This window comes from Streptomyces sp. NPDC003691, from assembly GCF_053981115.1.
Genome location: NZ_JBSFNQ010000064.1, coordinates 26,477 through 42,862, shown reverse-complemented (window position 1 = coordinate 42,862; position 16,386 = coordinate 26,477). Strand labels below are relative to the sequence as shown.

At 68.4% G+C, this 16,386-nt stretch carries 12 protein-coding genes; 7 read left to right on the top strand and 5 right to left on the bottom strand.

Features of this window, described 5'->3' with window-relative positions; genetic code table 11:
* On the bottom strand, positions 1-521 hold a 521-nt coding region (locus ACWDR0_RS25535), incomplete at its 3' end, for a hypothetical protein (protein WP_456354096.1).
* Between the two features lie 712 nt (positions 522-1,233).
* Here ACWDR0_RS25535 and ACWDR0_RS25530 point away from each other — a divergent pair.
* A complete protein-coding gene (locus ACWDR0_RS25530) occupies positions 1,234-4,455 on the top strand; it encodes a VCBS repeat-containing protein (protein WP_456354095.1) in 3,222 nt (1,073 codons plus the stop codon).
* Between the two features lie 96 nt (positions 4,456-4,551).
* Here ACWDR0_RS25530 and lysS read toward each other — a convergent pair whose 3' ends face one another.
* Positions 4,552-6,285, bottom strand: coding sequence for a lysine--tRNA ligase (lysS, locus tag ACWDR0_RS25525; protein WP_456354094.1), 1,734 nt, complete (start codon positions 6,283-6,285; stop codon positions 4,552-4,554).
* A 242-nt stretch (positions 6,286-6,527) separates the two neighbouring features.
* Between lysS and argS the strand changes: the two genes are divergently transcribed.
* Positions 6,528-8,303 (top strand): arginine--tRNA ligase, encoded by a 1,776-nt coding sequence (argS, locus tag ACWDR0_RS25520; protein WP_456354093.1) that lies wholly within the window; start codon positions 6,528-6,530, stop codon positions 8,301-8,303.
* A 147-nt stretch (positions 8,304-8,450) separates the two neighbouring features.
* On the opposite strand, the gene ACWDR0_RS25515 is transcribed toward argS, so the two are convergent.
* Together ACWDR0_RS25515 and ACWDR0_RS25510 are read right to left on the bottom strand one after the other, a co-directional pair.
* The gene (locus tag ACWDR0_RS25515) at positions 8,451-8,726 is read right to left on the bottom strand and encodes a DUF1876 domain-containing protein (protein WP_456354092.1); all 276 of its coding nucleotides are present in this window, start codon (positions 8,724-8,726) and stop codon (positions 8,451-8,453) included.
* A gap of 77 nt (positions 8,727-8,803) precedes the next feature.
* Positions 8,804-11,665 (bottom strand): TIR domain-containing protein, encoded by a 2,862-nt coding sequence (locus tag ACWDR0_RS25510; protein ID WP_456354091.1) that lies wholly within the window; start codon positions 11,663-11,665, stop codon positions 8,804-8,806.
* Between the two features lie 88 nt (positions 11,666-11,753).
* Between ACWDR0_RS25510 and ACWDR0_RS25505 the strand changes: the two genes are divergently transcribed.
* Together ACWDR0_RS25505 and ACWDR0_RS25500 are read left to right on the top strand one after the other, a co-directional pair.
* Positions 11,754-12,392 (top strand): hypothetical protein, encoded by a 639-nt coding sequence (locus ACWDR0_RS25505; RefSeq protein ID WP_456354090.1) that lies wholly within the window; start codon positions 11,754-11,756, stop codon positions 12,390-12,392.
* 154 nt (positions 12,393-12,546) lie between these two features.
* Positions 12,547-13,422: an NAD(P)-dependent oxidoreductase gene (locus ACWDR0_RS25500; RefSeq protein WP_456354089.1), complete on the top strand. Its 876-nt coding sequence runs from the start codon at positions 12,547-12,549 to the stop codon at positions 13,420-13,422.
* Here ACWDR0_RS25500 and ACWDR0_RS25495 read toward each other — a convergent pair.
* On the bottom strand, positions 13,406-13,846 hold the full coding sequence (locus tag ACWDR0_RS25495) for an ATP-binding protein (RefSeq protein ID WP_456354088.1): 441 nt from the start codon (positions 13,844-13,846) through the stop codon (positions 13,406-13,408). The two genes, ACWDR0_RS25500 and ACWDR0_RS25495, sit on opposite strands and share 17 nt — an antisense overlap.
* A gap of 113 nt (positions 13,847-13,959) precedes the next feature.
* On the opposite strand from ACWDR0_RS25495, the gene ACWDR0_RS25490 reads away from it, so the two are divergent.
* The 3 genes from ACWDR0_RS25490 to ACWDR0_RS25480 all read left to right on the top strand — a co-directional run bounded on the left by ACWDR0_RS25490 (position 13,960) and on the right by ACWDR0_RS25480 (position 16,144).
* Complete coding sequence (locus ACWDR0_RS25490; RefSeq protein ID WP_456354087.1) at positions 13,960-14,784, top strand: helix-turn-helix domain-containing protein; 825 nt, start codon at positions 13,960-13,962, stop codon at positions 14,782-14,784.
* Positions 14,781-15,035 carry a DUF397 domain-containing protein gene (locus tag ACWDR0_RS25485; protein ID WP_456354086.1) on the top strand — a complete coding sequence of 85 codons (255 nt, stop codon included), beginning with the start codon at positions 14,781-14,783 and terminating at the stop codon, positions 15,033-15,035. The genes ACWDR0_RS25490 and ACWDR0_RS25485 overlap by 4 nt, the downstream gene beginning before the upstream one ends.
* A 164-nt stretch (positions 15,036-15,199) precedes the next feature.
* The gene (locus tag ACWDR0_RS25480; protein ID WP_456354085.1) at positions 15,200-16,144 is read left to right on the top strand and encodes a chitinase; all 945 of its coding nucleotides are present in this window, start codon (positions 15,200-15,202) and stop codon (positions 16,142-16,144) included.
* The last annotated feature ends 242 nt before the right edge of the window (positions 16,145-16,386 follow it).

Sequence of the window (16,386 nt, the reverse complement as noted above, 5' to 3'; positions counted from 1 at the left end):
GTCAGGAAGCACCCGGGGAACTGGAGGATGTTCAGCCGGTCCGCCCAGTTCGCCCCGTACAGCTCGGCGAAGTCCGTGTAGTCCAGCGCCACCACCGCATTGCCCGTGGCGGTCGACGGCGGAGTCACGGTAAAGGCGAAGCCCTCGATGTTCCGGGCCTCTGTCTGCGCCGGATCCGCCAGCGCGACCTGCCAGCTGCCCTCCAGCGCGGCCGTCTCGGCGGGTGTCGCGCTCTGCGGAGCGCCGACCTCCAGCGGGGTGGTGCCGATCTGCACCGTCTGACCCGGCGTCAGCGCGGACAGTGTCCGGGCAGCCGGCGCCACCGCGGCCGGAGCCGCCGTCTTCTTCGGCTCGAACTCCGGATCCGTCGGAATCTCGGCGGTGGTCAGCCGTTCCAGATTCCCTCCGTCCACCCCCGGCACCGGCGGCGGCTTCGGGATATCGGGCAGGACCACCCCGGACCGGTCGACCGGTGGCGGCAGCGCACTTGCACCCGGTACCAGGCCCATGGTGAGGGCCATGGAGACCACCGTGACCACGCCCACTCTCAGGCGCAGGCGGCGGTTTCTCTCAGCTCTGGTGTCCGGGAGTCTCCCCCGGCCACTCCACGACAGCGATTTCCCCACGGTGTCCGCCGCCCTCCCCCATACGGTCCGGAATCAGGTTCCGGGCAGCACGAAGAGAGCTGACCCGTCCCTGACATGTCGGCATCCGGCGCATCCTCGACCAGCAATTCGTCACACGTCAATCACCCGAGGCGCACAACACGTGACAACACTCACAAGAATCGAGGTGTGCCGTAAAACCAGAAGGGGAACACAGGCGAAATCGCACGAAAGCGAAACGGCAGGATTAAAGCCGCGAGCCTCAGACGCAACAGACGTACCATCAGCAACCGCAATAAAATCTCACCGAAAAGCCTGCCGAAGATGCTTTCCTCCGCATTCCGGAAAGCGCGACGTTCCGGAGGGAAAACTTCCGAAAGCGCTCGAAGATTCCCCGCAGCACATGAAGATCGGTTTAGCGAATTACCGCGTGATAATTACCGGGTGTACACAACGGGTAGCCCATGGGTCATGCTGGCTGGCGTTCTTCCCCGGCTGGGGCCGTATTGCGCGTTCTGCGCCGTCCCTGCCCGGGTGGGGTGATTCCGAGGGATCGTCACGGCATTCGCCGCCCGGACGGCCGCGTCCGGGCCGGCCGACTGCCGTCCAGGGGAGGGATTCCAGCACCGTGGAACGGTCACGACTCATCCGGAGACTGCCCCGGCGTACGACGGCGGGGGTGGCGGCCGCACTGGCCGCGGCGCTCGGCGTCACGCTGCTGATACCCGACGGCGAACCGGGGGCACCCACCGAACGTCCACCCTCGAAGACGGACAAGGCCGACAAGGCCCGCGCAGGCGGCCGGCCGCTGGACGAGAAGGCAGCACGGAGGAAGGCCCTGCGCACCGGGAAACCGGTCGAAGTCCTCGCCCTGCGGGACACCACCTCGACCGTTCACGCCCTGCCGAACGGGAAGTTCCGCCTCACCACCCAGGCCGCGCCGGTCCGGGCGAAGGTCGACGGCGAGTGGCTGCCCATCGACACCACACTGAAGAAGACCGGCGACGGCTGGCACCCGAAGTCCACGGTCAACCCGGTCACCTTCCATGGCGGCAAGAACAAGACCAAGAAAGCGAAGGGGGAACGAAGCAGCCGCGCCCGCGTCCGCGCTCCCCTCAACCCGGCGTCGACCGCCTCGACCACCGGCTACACGGACCTCGTCACCTTCACCGCCGAGGGCCGCGACCTGACCGTCGGCTGGCCGGGCCCGCTGCCGGAGCCCGAGGTCAACGGTGCCAGTGCGCTCTACCGCGGCGTCCTGGATGGCGTGGATCTGATGCTCACCGCCCGGGACACCGGCTTCACCCATGTTCTGGTGGTCCACAACGCGAAGGCCGCGGCCGACCCGGCGCTGGCGAAGATCTCGTACCGGCTCACCTCGCCCGAGCTCACCTTCTCCCTCGACGACCGCAATGACGTCCTGTCCGTGAAGGACCCCCGCGGCACCGAGGTCGGCGGCTCGCCCACCCCCTTTATGTGGGACTCCGGTGGCAAACAGGACATCACCCAGGGCGAGGCTCCGCCGGACCCCGGGGCGAAGGGAACACCGGCCCTGTCCGGGCTGGCCGGCCCGCAGTCCGGCGGGCAGCGGGCGCCCGCCGATGCCTCGCTGACCGGCGGCGGCACCGGCGCCGCAGTCCTCTCCGTCATACCCGACCGGAAGTTGCTGACCGGCAAGGACACCGTCTACCCGGTTTTCATCGACCCGCCGCTGTACGGGAAGTCCGCGGCCTGGACCACCGCCTACGAGACCTATCCGTCCACCAGCTTCTGGGACGGCGCCAACTTCAACTCCGGCACCACCGAAGGCCGGGTCGGCTGGGAGTCGACCACCCGCGGCCTGTCCCGAACCTTCTACCGCCTCACTTGGAAGAGCAGCATCAAGGGCGCCCGGATCTCCAGCGCCTCCTTCCGCTTCCGCGAGACGTACTCCTGGTCGTGCACCCCGACCGAGATGGAACTGCTCCATACCAACGACATCTCACCCGCCACCACCTGGAACAACCAGCCCGGCACCCGTTCGCTGATCGGCTCCAAGAGCTTCGCCCACGGCTGGAACTCCTCCTGCCCCGACGCCTATGTCACCTACGACGGCCGGGCCATCGCCCAGAGCGTCGCGGCCAATGCCGGTGAGACCAAGCTGGTCATCGGCATGCGCGCGGGCAACGAGGGCTCGGCCAGTTCCTGGAAGAAGTTCGCCGCCGAAGGCGCCTCCGCCCCGCAGCTCACCATGGAGTACACCCGGCCGCCCAGGGAGCCCACCAGCCTCACCGTCAACGGCAAGGCCTGCGACACCACCAGCCCGTACACCACCTACGGCAAGGGCAATCTGACCTTCGCCGCGGCCAGTTCCGACCCGGACGGCGACCTCCAGTCCCTCCACTTCCAGCTCTGGCTGTCCGGCAACAGCGCCAACAAGATCGTCGACACCGCCCGGACGGTCACCTCACTGGGCCGTGCCGACATCCCCGTCGACAAGTCCAGATTCGCCAACGGCAGAACCTACTTCTGGCATGTGAAGGCCGTCGACGCCGCGGGCGTCTCCTCCACCTATGCCCCACCCGGAACCGTCACCTGCGGCTTCGTCTACGACGACACCGCGCCCAGCTCCCCCGACGTCGAATCCACGGACTTCCCCGAGGACGACGGAACGGGCGGCAAGTGGAGCACCGTACGGTTCAACACCGGAGGGAAGTTCGTCCTCAAGCCCGGCGCCACCGGCGGTGCCGGAACGGACAAGTTCTACTGGTCCTTCAACCGTGAGGCCTACGTCGCCGAACGCAGCGCCACTCTCGCCCAGGGCGCGGCGGGCGTCACCCTCAAGCCGCCCAACGCCGGGCCGAACGTCCTCTATGTGAAGGCCGCCGACACCGCGGGAAACATGTCCCTGACCGCGACCAAGTACCTCCACTACGTCACACCGGGCGAGAAGGCGGACTCCCCGGGCGATGTCACCGGCGACAAGATCCCCGATCTGTACGCCATCGACGGCAACGGCGATCTGCGGCTCTTCCCGTCGGAGCTGAGCGGAGAGATGGACGCGTCCATGGCGGCCGCCCATGACGACGGCCGGCCGATCGACACGGACGAGGACGAGGACGGCAAGCCCGACTACGGCTACCACTGGACCGACACGACCGGGAACAACGCGGCGCTGATCACCCACAACGGCGACTTCACCGGCGGCGACGGCATCCAGGACCTGGTGGCCCGGATGCCCGACGGGAAGCTCTACATCTACCGCGGTGACGGCTACGGCAGCGTCGACGTCTCCAAGCGCGTCGAGGCCCATATGACCGTGGACGCCGCCGTGCCCGCGCCGTCGGCCTTCACTCAGATCCTCGCCGTCGGCGATATCAGCGGCGACCGGCGCCCCGAACTGTTCGTCACCGCGGGCGACGCCCTGTGGGTCTTCGGCGGCTATACCGGCTCCGCGTTCACCAGCGCGTTCCGCTTCGCCGAGAACTGGACCGAGCGCGACATCGTCAATGTCGGCGACTTCAACAACGACGGCACCGCCGATCTGGTGTACCGGTCCTTCGCCGCGAGCAGCAACGGCAACCTGATGCTCCGGCACGGCAAACCCGCCTCCGGCGGCGGCACCGACCTCGCCTCGCTGTCCACCGCCGCGGCCTCGCTGAACGGGTCGGACGCGCTCTATGGCATCGCCTGGACCACCGCCGCCATCCCGATGATGCTGGGCACCCCGGACGTCAACGACAACAAGGTCCCGGACATCTGGGCCACCACCTCCGACGGCAGCCTCCGCTTCTATGCGAGCACCCCGACCGGCGGTGGCCCGGCCACCGTCATCGGCGCCGGCTGGCAGCGGATGAAACGACTTGGGTAACCCCGGCCCCGTACGTCATCGAGAGCCCGCACACGCCGGAGGGCCCGGAAGCATCTGCTCCCGGGCCCTCCGCCCGTATCTCTCCGGCCCGGACGCCTACGCCGCGACCAGCTTCCGGACCCGCTCCGCCCCCACCGCCAGCAGCAGCGTCGGCAGGCGCGGCCCCGTCTCGCGGGTCACCAGCAGCCGGTACAGCAGGGCGAAGAACTCCCGCTGCGCGACCTTCAGCTCCGGGGTCGGCTTGGCCTCCGGGTCCAGGCCCGCCATCACCTTCGGAACGCCGTAGACCAGGGTCGTCAGGCCCTCCAGGGACCAGTGCGAGTCCAGGCCCTCGACCAGCAGCTCCAGGGAGCGGCGGGCGTCGGCGTCCAGGGAGGCGAGGAGTTCCGCGTCGGGGGCGGAGCGGACGACCGTACGGGCGTCCGCCGGGACCTGCGTGGTGATCCAGTTCTCCGCGCGGTCCAGCCGCGGCCGGACCTCGTCCAGGGAGCCGACCGGGTTCGCCGGGTCCAGCTCGCTGAGGATGCGGATGGTCTGCTCGTCGTGTCCGGCGGTGATGTCGACGACGGAGGCCAGGGTGCGGTACGGCATCGGCCGCGGCGTGGCCGGAAGCTCGCCCTCCGCGGTGCGTACGGCCCGGCTGTACGCCGCCGCGTCGGCCGGCAGCACGGAGCCGTCGGCGACCTTGGCCGCGAGCCGGTCCCACTCGTCGTACAGCCGCTGGATCTCCTGGTCGAAGGCGATCTTGAACGACTGGTTGGGGCGGCGGCGCGCGTACAGCCAGCGCAGCAGCGGCGCCTCCATGATCTTCAAGGCGTCCGCCGGGGTCGGGACCCCGCCCTTGGAGGAGGACATCTTCGCCATGCCGCTGATGCCGACGAACGCGTACATCGGGCCGATCGGCCGCTCCCAGCCGAACAGCGGGCAGATGAACTCGCCCACCTGGAAGGAGGAGCCCGGCGAGGAGTGGTCGACGCCGGACGGCTCGAAGACCACGCCCTCGTACGCCCAGCGCATCGGCCAGTCGACCTTCCACACCAGCTTGCCGCGGTCGAACTCGGCCAGCCGGACGGTCTCGCTGAAACCGCAGGAGGTGCAGTTGTACGTCAGCTCGGTGGTGTCGTCGTCGTAGGCGGTGACGACGGTCAGGTCGCGGTTGCAGCCACCGCAGTACGGCTTGTACGGGAAGTAGCCGGCCGAACCCGTACCGTCGTCCTCGTTCGCCGCGCCGGAGCCCTCGGCGGCCTCCAGCTCGGCCTCGTCGACCGGCTTCTGCGACTTCTTCGCGCCGCCCGCGCCCTTCTTGGTGCGGTAGCGGCCCAGGATCTCGTCGATGTCCCCGCGGTGCCGCATGGCCAGCAGGATCTGCTCGCGGTACGCGCCCGAGGTGTACTTCTCGGTCTGGCTGATGCCCTCGTAGACCACGCCCAGCTCGGCGAGGGACGTGATCAGCACGGCCTTGAAGTGCTCGGCCCAGTTCGGGTGGGCGGAGCCCTTGGGCGCGGGCACCGAGGTCAGCGGGCGGCCGATGTGCTCGTGCCAGGAGTCGTCGACGCCCTCGATGCCGAGCGGGACCTTCCGAAAACGGTCGTAGTCGTCCCAGGAGATCAGATGCCGGACCTCGTGGCCGCGGCGGCGGATCTCGTCGGCGACCAGGTGCGGGGTCATGACCTCGCGGAGGTTGCCCAGGTGGATCGGCCCGGAGGGGGAGATCCCGGACGCGACGACGATTCGTTTGCCCGGGGCACGCCGCTCCGAATCCGCGATGACCTCGTCTGCGAAACGGGAGACCCAGTCGGTCTCGGTGGTGCTCTGAGCCACGGTCGGCACGTCCTTACGTCCTTCTTCCACGTCGGCTTTCCCCGGCGGCGCCTGCCTCGGCTCCCACGCCGGGTGCCCTCATTCTCCCAGACGGAACGTACCGGCCCGGCGTTGCCCGCGCCCACCCGAATACCGGCGGAGACGATCTTCGCCGCGTGGGACACTGGGCCTGCCGGACCCCGTCCCCGGACGCGGCCCCGGCGGCGCGCGGACGGCGCGCACACCCACCCCAGTCTCAGAAACGGAAGCTCATGGCCTCGGTCCCTTCCCTCGCGTCGAACGTGCAGCAGCGTCTGTCGAACGCCCTCTCGGCAGCCCTGCCGGAGGCCGGTTCCGCCGACCCGCTGCTGCGACGAAGCGACCGGGCCGACTTCCAGGCCAACGGCATCCTGGCGCTCGCCAAGCAGCTCAAGGGCAACCCCCGGGAGCTGGCGGTCAAGGTCGTCGACGCCCTGGGTACGGAGAGTGACCAGGTGCTGCGGGAGGTCGAGGTCTCCGGCCCCGGCTTCCTCAACATCACGCTCACCGACGCGGCGATCATCGAGACGCTGGCCGCCCGCGCCGCCGACGACCGGCTCGGGGTGGCGTACGCCGACGCCCCCGGGACGACCGTCGTCGACTGGGCCCAGCCCAATGTGGCCAAGGAGATGCACGTCGGCCACCTCCGCTCCGCCGTGATCGGCGCGGCGATGGTGAAGATCCTGGAATTCACCGGCGAGAAGGTGATCAGCCGCCACCACATCGGCGACTGGGGAACCCAGTTCGGCATGCTCATCCAGTACCTCGACGAGCACCCGCACGAGCTGGACCACCAGGCGGGCGAGGAGATCTCCGGCGAGCAGGCCATGTCCTCCCTCGACCGCCTCTACAAGGCGGCCCGGGCGCACTTCGACGCCGACGAGGAGTTCAAGGCCCGCTCCCGGGACCGGGTGGTCGCCCTCCAGTCCGGCGATCCGGCGACGCTCGCCATGTGGCAGCGCTTCGTCGACGAGTCGAAGATCTACTTCCACTCCGTCTTCGAGAAGCTCGACATGGAGATCGCCGACGAGGACATCGTCGGCGAGTCCGGGTACAACGACATGCTCGCGGAGACCTGCCGGATCCTGGAGGAGTCCGGGGTCGCGGTCCGCTCCGACGGTGCGCTCTGCGTCTTCTTCGACTCCATCAAGGGCCCGGACGGCGAGCCGACTCCGCTGATCGTCCAGAAGTCGAACGGCGGTTTCGGCTATGCGGCCACCGACCTGTCGGCCATCCGCAACCGGGTCGGCGAGCTGAAGGCCGACAAGCTGGTCTATGTGGTCGACGTCCGGCAGTCGATGCACTTCAAGATGGTCTTCGAGACCGCGCGCCGGGCCGGCTGGCTGACGGACGACGTCCATGCCTTCCAGCTCGCCTTCGGTACGGTCCTGGGCGCCGACGGCAAGCCGTTCAAGACCCGTGAGGGCAAGACGGTCAAGCTGGAGGAGCTGCTCGACGAGGCCGTCGACCGGGCCACGGCCGTGGTGCGGGAGAAGGCGGAGAAGGTCGGGCTCGGCGAGGACGAGATCGTCGAGAACGGCCGGTACGTCGGCATCGGCGCCATCAAGTACGCCGACCTGTCGACGTCCGCCGTCCGGGACTACAAGTTCGACCTGGACCAGATGGTGTCACTCAACGGCGACACGTCCGTCTACCTCCAGTACGCGTACGCCCGGATCCGGTCCATCCTCCGCAAGGCGGGCGACGCGAAGCCGGCCGCCCACCCGGAGCTGGAGCTGCACCCGGCCGAGCGGGCCCTCGCGCTCCACGTCGACCAGTTCGGCGAGGTGCTCACGGAGGTCGCCGCCTCCTACGAGCCGCACAAGCTGGCCGCGTACCTCTACCAGCTCGCCTCCCACCTGACGACCTTCTACGACAAGTGCCAGGTCCTCAGCGCGGACAACGCGCCGGAGCTGGTCGAGAACCGCCTCTTCCTGGTGGACCTGACCGGCCGCACCCTGAAGCAGGGCATGGCGCTGCTGGGGATCCGTACCCCCGAGCGCCTCTGACGGCTACCGCAGCACAGGGCCGGGGCGGCACCGCATCGCGCGGTGCCGCCCCGGCCCTGTCGTATCTCCTGATGCACCGAGGGTGACGAACCCCCGCCGTTCGGCCATCGGTCAGGCCGGGGTCGGGTCAGGTCAGGTCAGGTCAGGTCAGGTCAGCGGATGCGAGGTCCGCCCGGACGCCTCGTCGATCTCGTAATGCGCCTTCTGCAACAACTGCGAGGCGATCTCCATCAGGGCCCGCGCCCCGGCGATCTCCTCCCCGACCCGCAACTGCTCCGCGTCCGAAGGATGCCGCTGCGCGTTCCCGTGCCCTCTGATCTCGGTCCCGTCCGACAGCCGGACCATCGCGGCGGCCCTGGTCCGGTCGCCGTCCTCACGGAACTCCATCTCGACATGCCACCCGACGAGCGTCTGCGCGTGCATGACGGACCACCTCCACCCTTGTCCACCTCCCAGAGTGCGCCGGGCCGCCCGCCCTCGCCAGCCGGTGCGGGAGAGCCTCAGGCCGGGCAGGGGCGGCCCACCGAGAGATCACCGAGATACCGTTCGTACTCGGCCTTCGCCAGTGGATCCGGCGCCAGGGCGCACAGCTCCCGGCGCCAGTCGTCCGGATCCAGGCTTCGCCGGACCAGGGAGCCGTCGATGCCCAGGGCAAGAAACCCGCCCTCCGGAGCCGGAGCGAGTTGCAAATCGACCTCGCCGGTGAGCCTGTCCGCCCGGGGCGCCGCCCCGGCACCGGGGGCGCGGAGCTTCATGGGCCAGGTCCCGAGCACGTCACCGCTGCCCGTGTCCCAGAACCGCACCCCGGCACCGTCACGGGTGCTGAACGCCCGAGCCGCTATCCGGGTATCGCGGCTGAACACCAGTGGCCCGTACCCGACCTGCGACAGCACGGCGCCCTCGGTGATCCGACCCGAGCCGACGTCGATGAAACGAATCACGTTGTCTCCGGCCATCACCGCCACCTTCTCGCCCCCGTGGCTCAGCGAGGCACTGGCGCGGTCGAGGTCGTAATTCACCGTGCGGATCTTCTCCAGGCGTCCGTCGTCGGTCAGTCGCCAGACCGAGACCTCGCCCGCCGTCATGTACAGCAGCAGCACGCGCCTGCGATCGCCACTGACCGCAAGCTGGGTGAAGTTCGTGTCGTCGGACACCTTCTGCCGGATCTCTCCGGTCCGCGAGTCGACGATCAGTACACCTTGCTCCCAGACACCCGCCAGATGCACGTCATCCGCCAGGAAGGAGAGCTCCGAGCCGAAGCCCGTGGCAAACGAGCCGAAGGACACTGGTCTCCCGATCCGGCTGCCGGTTCGGAGATTCCATACCGTCAGCTCGCCGTCGTGGAGCAGCGCCGCGCGCGACCCGTCGGACGTGACGGCCACGGCGATCGAACCCAGCCGGCTCACAGCCTTCGGTATCCGCCCCACCTTGGTGAGCCCGGTCCTGCCCTTGCCAACAACCCAGACATCCAACGGCTTGCCCCGCACGGCACGGAAAGCGACCCTGCCGTCCGAGGACAGCTCCCCCGCCGTCAGTCCGCCGCCGTTCGGGAGCATCACCCCGTCCCGGCGCGAGTCCGTCGAGAAAAGGGAGATCGCTCCGTCGTCGGACCCGGCAGCCACCCACTTCCCGTCTCCGGAGACCGCGAGGTTCTGCACTGAGAAACTGAAGGCACCGAGTACCCGTTCCCGCGCCAGCTTCCGGTCGTACAGCGTCACTGTCCCGCCCTGGGCCCCGACGAGAAAACGCACACCGGGCCGCGGAAGAACGATCCGGTCGGGGACGTCCGCCGCTGAGGAGGCGACCCGTCTTCCACTGACGAGGTCCCAGATCTGCACCCAGCCGTTCTCCGCCCGGATCGCGGCCTGTCCGGCCCCGGAGGAAAGGTCCACATCCACCTCTCCGGGGCTTGCCGGGTACCCGCGCAGCTCTCTGGGCACACTCCAGGTCCCATGCGCCGGGTCATGAATGCGGGTCGAACCCACCTTGGCATCCACCGCGAGCAGTCGGTGGCTCCCGTTCACGAAGCCGAGCCCTACATGCACCGAATCGGATCCCGTGGGCGCCTCGTGGATCAGCTTCCCCGTGGCGATGTCCAGGATGCTGATGAGGAGCTGATCAGTGCCGGACGTGGCCTGTGCCGTGGCAAGCCGACGACCGTCGGCGGAGAGGGCCATCGCCCTCAGGCCCTTCTGAGCATTGCTGAGTTCCTCGGGATCTCCCATGGTCGCGGTGCGCAGCAGCCGCCCCCTGCGCACATCCCATATCTCGACCTGGTGCTTGAGCCCCTCCACGGCGACAACATCACCGTCTGAACTCAGTTCGAGTTCCCCTCCGACCAACTCGTTGATCTCTGCCGGAATGGTCTTCAGAGGCCGCTGAGCCTTCAGGTCGTACAGATGCAATGCGCCGGAACCGAAGGCCGCGTAGTAGGCGAGCATTCCGCCGTCGCGGCTGATCGCCACCTGGGCCGGTGGCCGGGACCGGGAGCCGAGTTCCAGGCTCACCGCGTCGGAACCGGCTTTCAGGTGTCCCACCACATTGCTGTTCGCCGCCACGGTCGCCGCCAGTGCCTGCGCCGAGTCCGCCGTGGGCTTGACCTTCTCCGCGTACAGCGCGAACTGCGCCGCCTTCCGCGGATCGGCGTCCAGCGTCTCCAGCGCCCGGGCCGCCAGCGCCTGCGAGGCCGAGGTGCGCGCCCGGTCCAGCGCCTCGTTCCGCTGCTGTAAGGCAATCCCGCCCGCTGCCAGGGCGGTCACCAGCAGCACCACCAGGCCCGAGATCGCACCGCGCCGCAGCCGGGCCGAGAGACGGTGCTGCCGGATGTCCTCGCTGTCGAGTTCGTCCTTGCCGACTCCGTGCAGCGGCGCCGCCAGGGTCCCGACCGCGTCCCGGAACTCCGCCTGGCGCAGCGAGTACTTCGCGCCCTCCCGGATCCGGGTGAGGTCCACCCACAGCGGTTCGGTGGTGAACTTGCCCCGCAGCAGCTCGGGCAGGGCGTCCGTCCGCCCCCAGTCGAAGTCCCCGGCTTCCTGGTCCCACACCACGTCCCCCGAACTGACCGCGATCAGGAAACGGTCCAGGGGACGGTGCTCCAGCCAGAACTGGATCTCTTTGCGGACCCAGCGCGACTGCGCCGCCTCCGGCGAGGCCAGATAGATGAAGTACCGGGTCTGTTCCAGCTCCTTGAGGATCGACGACCACAGGTCGTGATTGGCGGAGAGGCTCGTCGTGTCCCGGAAGACACTGATGACAGACCGTCTCGTCCACGGCCGGGCCAACTGCTGCAACCCCCGCTGCAAAGCCTGGGCCAGCTCGATGTCCCGTTTGTGGCTGTACGAAATGAAGCCGTCCCTCTTCATCCATCCCCCCGGCATGGACAGCACTTGTGCGAGTCGCACCAACTCATAGAGTGACATGCCAGGTTCGGCCGCAGGGAAGGTTGTGGATATGCGTCAGAGGCAGAGGCGGACCGGGGGCCGGAGCAGCGCCTTCATCCCCCGCCAGGTCAGTGTGAAGCTGGCGATCCCGCTGGTGGGCGAGATATCCGGGGTCTGGGAACCGGACGAGGCCGAACGGGACGCGGCCTGGGAGCTGTACGTCGAGCTGGCCACCCGCATCTCGGTGGTGGAACTCGACGAGAACGAAGGGTTGTTGCGGGAAGCTCTGTCGTCCCTCTACACCGTCTTCGGTACGACACGGGACATCCTGCGCCGCTACGGCCCGGCGGTCGCTCCGCGGGTCCCGGCCGGCCAGGTGACGTTCGGGGCACTGGCGGTGACCGTGCTCAATCTCTGCGTCCGGCCGCTGCTCAGCAAGTGGCATCCCCTTCTCACCGCTCATGAGAGTCTCCGTTCGGACCTTGTCGACCCCGTGGCGCACGAGCGCCGCTGGGCACGCTCCGCCGAGCTGCGCGAGGAGCTCGAAGGGGTACGCCGGGTGATGCTGGCGCTGGCCGACGCGTTGAACGAGGTCGCAGGTGTCGGCGATCTGATCGCCGTACGTCTCCCGGTGCAGTCGGCCGATGCCGACGAGTCCACGGAGACGGTGGCACCGGGACCGGACCGGAGGGAGGAAGCCCAGGGCTGACAGGCTCCTCCCGCCGTAATTCCCAGGCATGTTACTCACCTTTCGGTAAGTAGCCCACTAATAAGTCGGTACTTGTGAGGGGGATTTCGGGAATCGAGGATGGGGTTATCCGATCAGGAAGCCCCTCCACCTCACTTTCCCAGGGAGAACCCTCATGTCTGCCACCAAACCCGCCGTCTCCGTCCTGGGTCTCGGCATGATGGGATCGGCCCTCGCCACCGCCTTCCTGAAGGCCGGGCACCAGGTCACCGTCTGGAACCGCACCGCCGCGAAGACCGGTCCGCTGGTCGCGCAGGGCGCGGAGGCCGCCGCGGACGCGGCCGGGGCGGTCGCCGCGAGCGAGCTGCTCGTCTTCGTGCTGACCACCAACGACAACGTCCGGGACCTGCTGGAAACCGTCAAGGGCGACCTCCGCGGCCGTACGGTCGCCAACCTCACCAACGGCACCCCCGCCCAGGGCCGCGAGCTGGCCGCCTGGGCCGCGGAGCACGGCGCCCGCTATCTCGACGGCGGGATCATGGCGATCCCACAGATGATCGCCGGACCGCACGCGTACGTCTTCTACAGCGGCGACCGCAAGGTGTTCGAGGAGTACGAGGACACCTTCCGCGCCCTGGGCGGCGCACGGTACGTCGGCGAGGACGCCGGGCGGGCAGCCCTGCACGACTTCGCGCTGCTCATCGCCATGTACGGCCAGGGCATCGGCACCATGCACGCCTTCGCCCTGGCCAGGGCGGCCGGTATCCCGGCGAAGGAGATCGCGGAGCCGTTGCGGGACTGGCTCAACGCCATGGCGCAGTCCATCACGGAGGAGGCGGAGGCCCTGGACTCCGGCGACCATCTCACCGACGTCTCCAGCCTCGCGGTCAACCAGGCCGCCCTGCCGAACCTCATGAACACCCTCTCCGACGAGGGCGTCACCACGGAGTTCTTCCAGCCCCTGGAGCGTCTGATCGACCGCGCGGTCGAGGAGGGCTACGGCGCCGACGGCCTCACCCGCCTGCCCGATCTGATCACCCCGCGCCGCTGACTTCCCCGGCGAACTCGCACCACACGACCTTCCCCGGCAGCCGCTCCCCGACGCCCCACTTGTCGGCCAGGGCATCCACGATCAGCAGCCCCCGCCCCGACTCCTCCTCGGTCTCGGTGACGGGCTCCGGGAGGGAGGGCAGAAGAAATGCGTCACCGCTGTCGTGGACCTCGATCCGCAGCAGACCGTCCGGGAAGCGGCAGACCCGGATCCGGTAGCCCCGGCCGGGCGGTACGCCGTGCCGTACGGCATTGGTGGACAGCTCACTGACACAGACCAGCACATCGTCCAGCCGCGCGGCCGGCACCCAGTCCCGGACCACGCTCCGGACGAACTCCCGTGCGGCCGGGACAGTCTGGCGGGCGCGGGGGTAGAAGCGCTCGCGGAGGACGGGGAAGGAGGGGGGTGGGGAGAGCACGTTCATGGCGGGATCGTGGCGGGCGGTGAACCCTGGAATGCAGTGGGTCCACCCGTACATTTCATTTGTACGGGTACGCAGGGCGTGACTCCCCTCATAGGTAGGGGAGTTGATGAGGTATGTACACCAGGAAACAGCAGCGGAGGAATGCGTCCGCACTCAGGCTAGTCGGCCAGCAGGTAGCTCTCTTCCGCAGGTGCGCGGGGCTTACCCAGGAGCGGCTTGCGGAACGACTCGACATCAGCCTGGAGACCTTGGCGTCGATTGAGCAGGGGCGCCGACCCCTGAAACTCGACATCGCGGAGAGACTGGATGTGCTGCTGGAGACCAAGGGTGCATTGACGGTGGCGGTACAGAACATGCCTGAGATCGACATGATTCCGGCGTGGGCGGACCAGTACATGGACGTGGAGCGGGACGCGATTGCGCTCTCCTTCTACGAGGCGCAGATCCTGCCAGGTCTCCTCCAGACTCCGGAGTACGCACGCGCCCTCTTCCGCTGCCGAGTGCCCTTGATGCCCGAGGATCAGATTGAGAATGAAGTCTCCGCCCGGGTGGAGCGCCAGATGGTCCTGCACCGCAGGATTCCGACCCCGGTCAGCTTCATCTTCTCGGAATCGGTGCTGACAGATCGCATCGGTGGACGCGCGACCCACAAGGCGACCTTGCAGCATCTCCGGGCATGCACGGATCTACCGGGGGTCACTCTTCAGATCATGCCGCTCGGTACGTCCGGCCACGCCGGTCTCGCAGGCCCGTTCGTCCTGTTGGTGACCCCGGACCACCAGCACCTCGCGTACACCGAAACCCAACGCGGCAGTCAACTGATCGGCGAACCCGGCGAGGTCGGCATCCTGGAGCAGAAGTATGGGATGCTGCGGTCCCAAGCCCTCACTCCACATGACACAAGGGGCTTCCTGGACCGGTTGCTAGGAGACCAATGAGCACCGCACTGGAGTGGTTCAAGTCCAGCTACAGCAGCGATGAGCCCGGCAGCAACTGCGTCGAAGTCGCTCATGACTGGCGCAAGTCCAGCTACAGCACTGGCGAGCCCGGCACCAACTGCATCGAGGTCGCCACCCACCCCTCCGCCGTCCACGTCCGCGACTCCAAGGTCCCCGACGGCCCCACCTTCGCCGTCTCCCCCGCCGCCTGGCAGGCCTTCGCGGCCGCCCCTCCCGCCGTGGCCAATTAACGTTCCATCACGGAACATTCGATTGGTCTATACCTTGACTCGGCCGCGCCCGAGCGCTCAGTGTGAGGGCACAACAACCCCCACACCACAGCCGGTCCGGAACCCCCACGAGCCCCCACGCTCCGTTCCGCACACGGCTGTTGAAGCACGGAGGAGGACTACTCGTGCTTACTCAGCGCACCCGCGACCGCCTCAAGGCGCTTGTCGTCGCCGTCACCGCCACGGCAGGTCTGGTCACCATCGGGCTCGTCCCGAACAGCGCGGCCGCCGCCACCCCCAAGGCCAAGACCGCGGCCGCCGCCGACGCGTGCACCACGGCCCCCAACTGGCAGCAGGGCACCTATTACAACGTCGGCGCGATCGTGAAGTACCGGGACGGGAACTACTACATCGCGGAGCACGCGAACCCGGGCTACGACCCCACCGTCAGCACCTGGTTCTGGAACCCGTACACCTGTAGCCCCGGCAACGAGAACCCGGGCGAGCCCGGACCCTTCGTGGTCACCGAGGCGCAGTTCAACCAGATGTTCCCGAACCGGAACCCCTTCTACACCTACGCCGGGCTGACGGCCGCGCTCAGCGCCTACCCGGGGTTCGCCAACACCGGCAGCGAGACGCTCAAGAAGCAGGAGGCCGCGGCCTTCCTCGCGAACATCAGTCACGAGACCGGCGGGCTGTACTACATCGTCGAGCAGAACACGGCGAACTACCCGCACTACTGCGACCGCAACCAGCCCTACGGCTGCCCGGCCGGCCAGGCCGCCTACTACGGCCGCGGCCCCATCCAGCTGAGCTGGAACTTCAACTACAAGGCCGCCGGTGACGCCCTCGGCATCAACCTGCTCCAGAACCCGTCGCTCGTCCAGACCGACGCGGCCGTCGCCTGGAAGACCGCCCTCTGGTACTGGAACACCCAGTCCGGCCCGGGCACGATGACCGGTCACGCCGCGATGGTGAACGGGGCCGGATTCGGCCAGACGATCTGGTCGATCAACGGATCGCTGGAGTGCAACGGCGGCAACCCGGCCCAGGTGCAGAGCCGGGTGAACAACTACACCCGCTTCACCCAGCTGCTGGGCGTCCCGACCGGAGCCAACCTGTACTGCTGACGCCACTGACACACACCGACCAGTAGACGCGGGGGCCGCACATCACGGCCCCCGCGTTCTGCGCTGTCCCAGCATTCGGGCTGTGGTGAGGAGTGTTGCGCCTCTACCGTGGGTCAGTAGAAGTGAAACCGGAAACGCGCAGTCGAGGAGACGTCTTGGATCCGGTATCGGTGGGAGTGTTGACGGCGCTGGCAGGCGGGGCCGGGGGCGAGCTGGGGCGGCAGGCATGGGCGTCGCTGTGC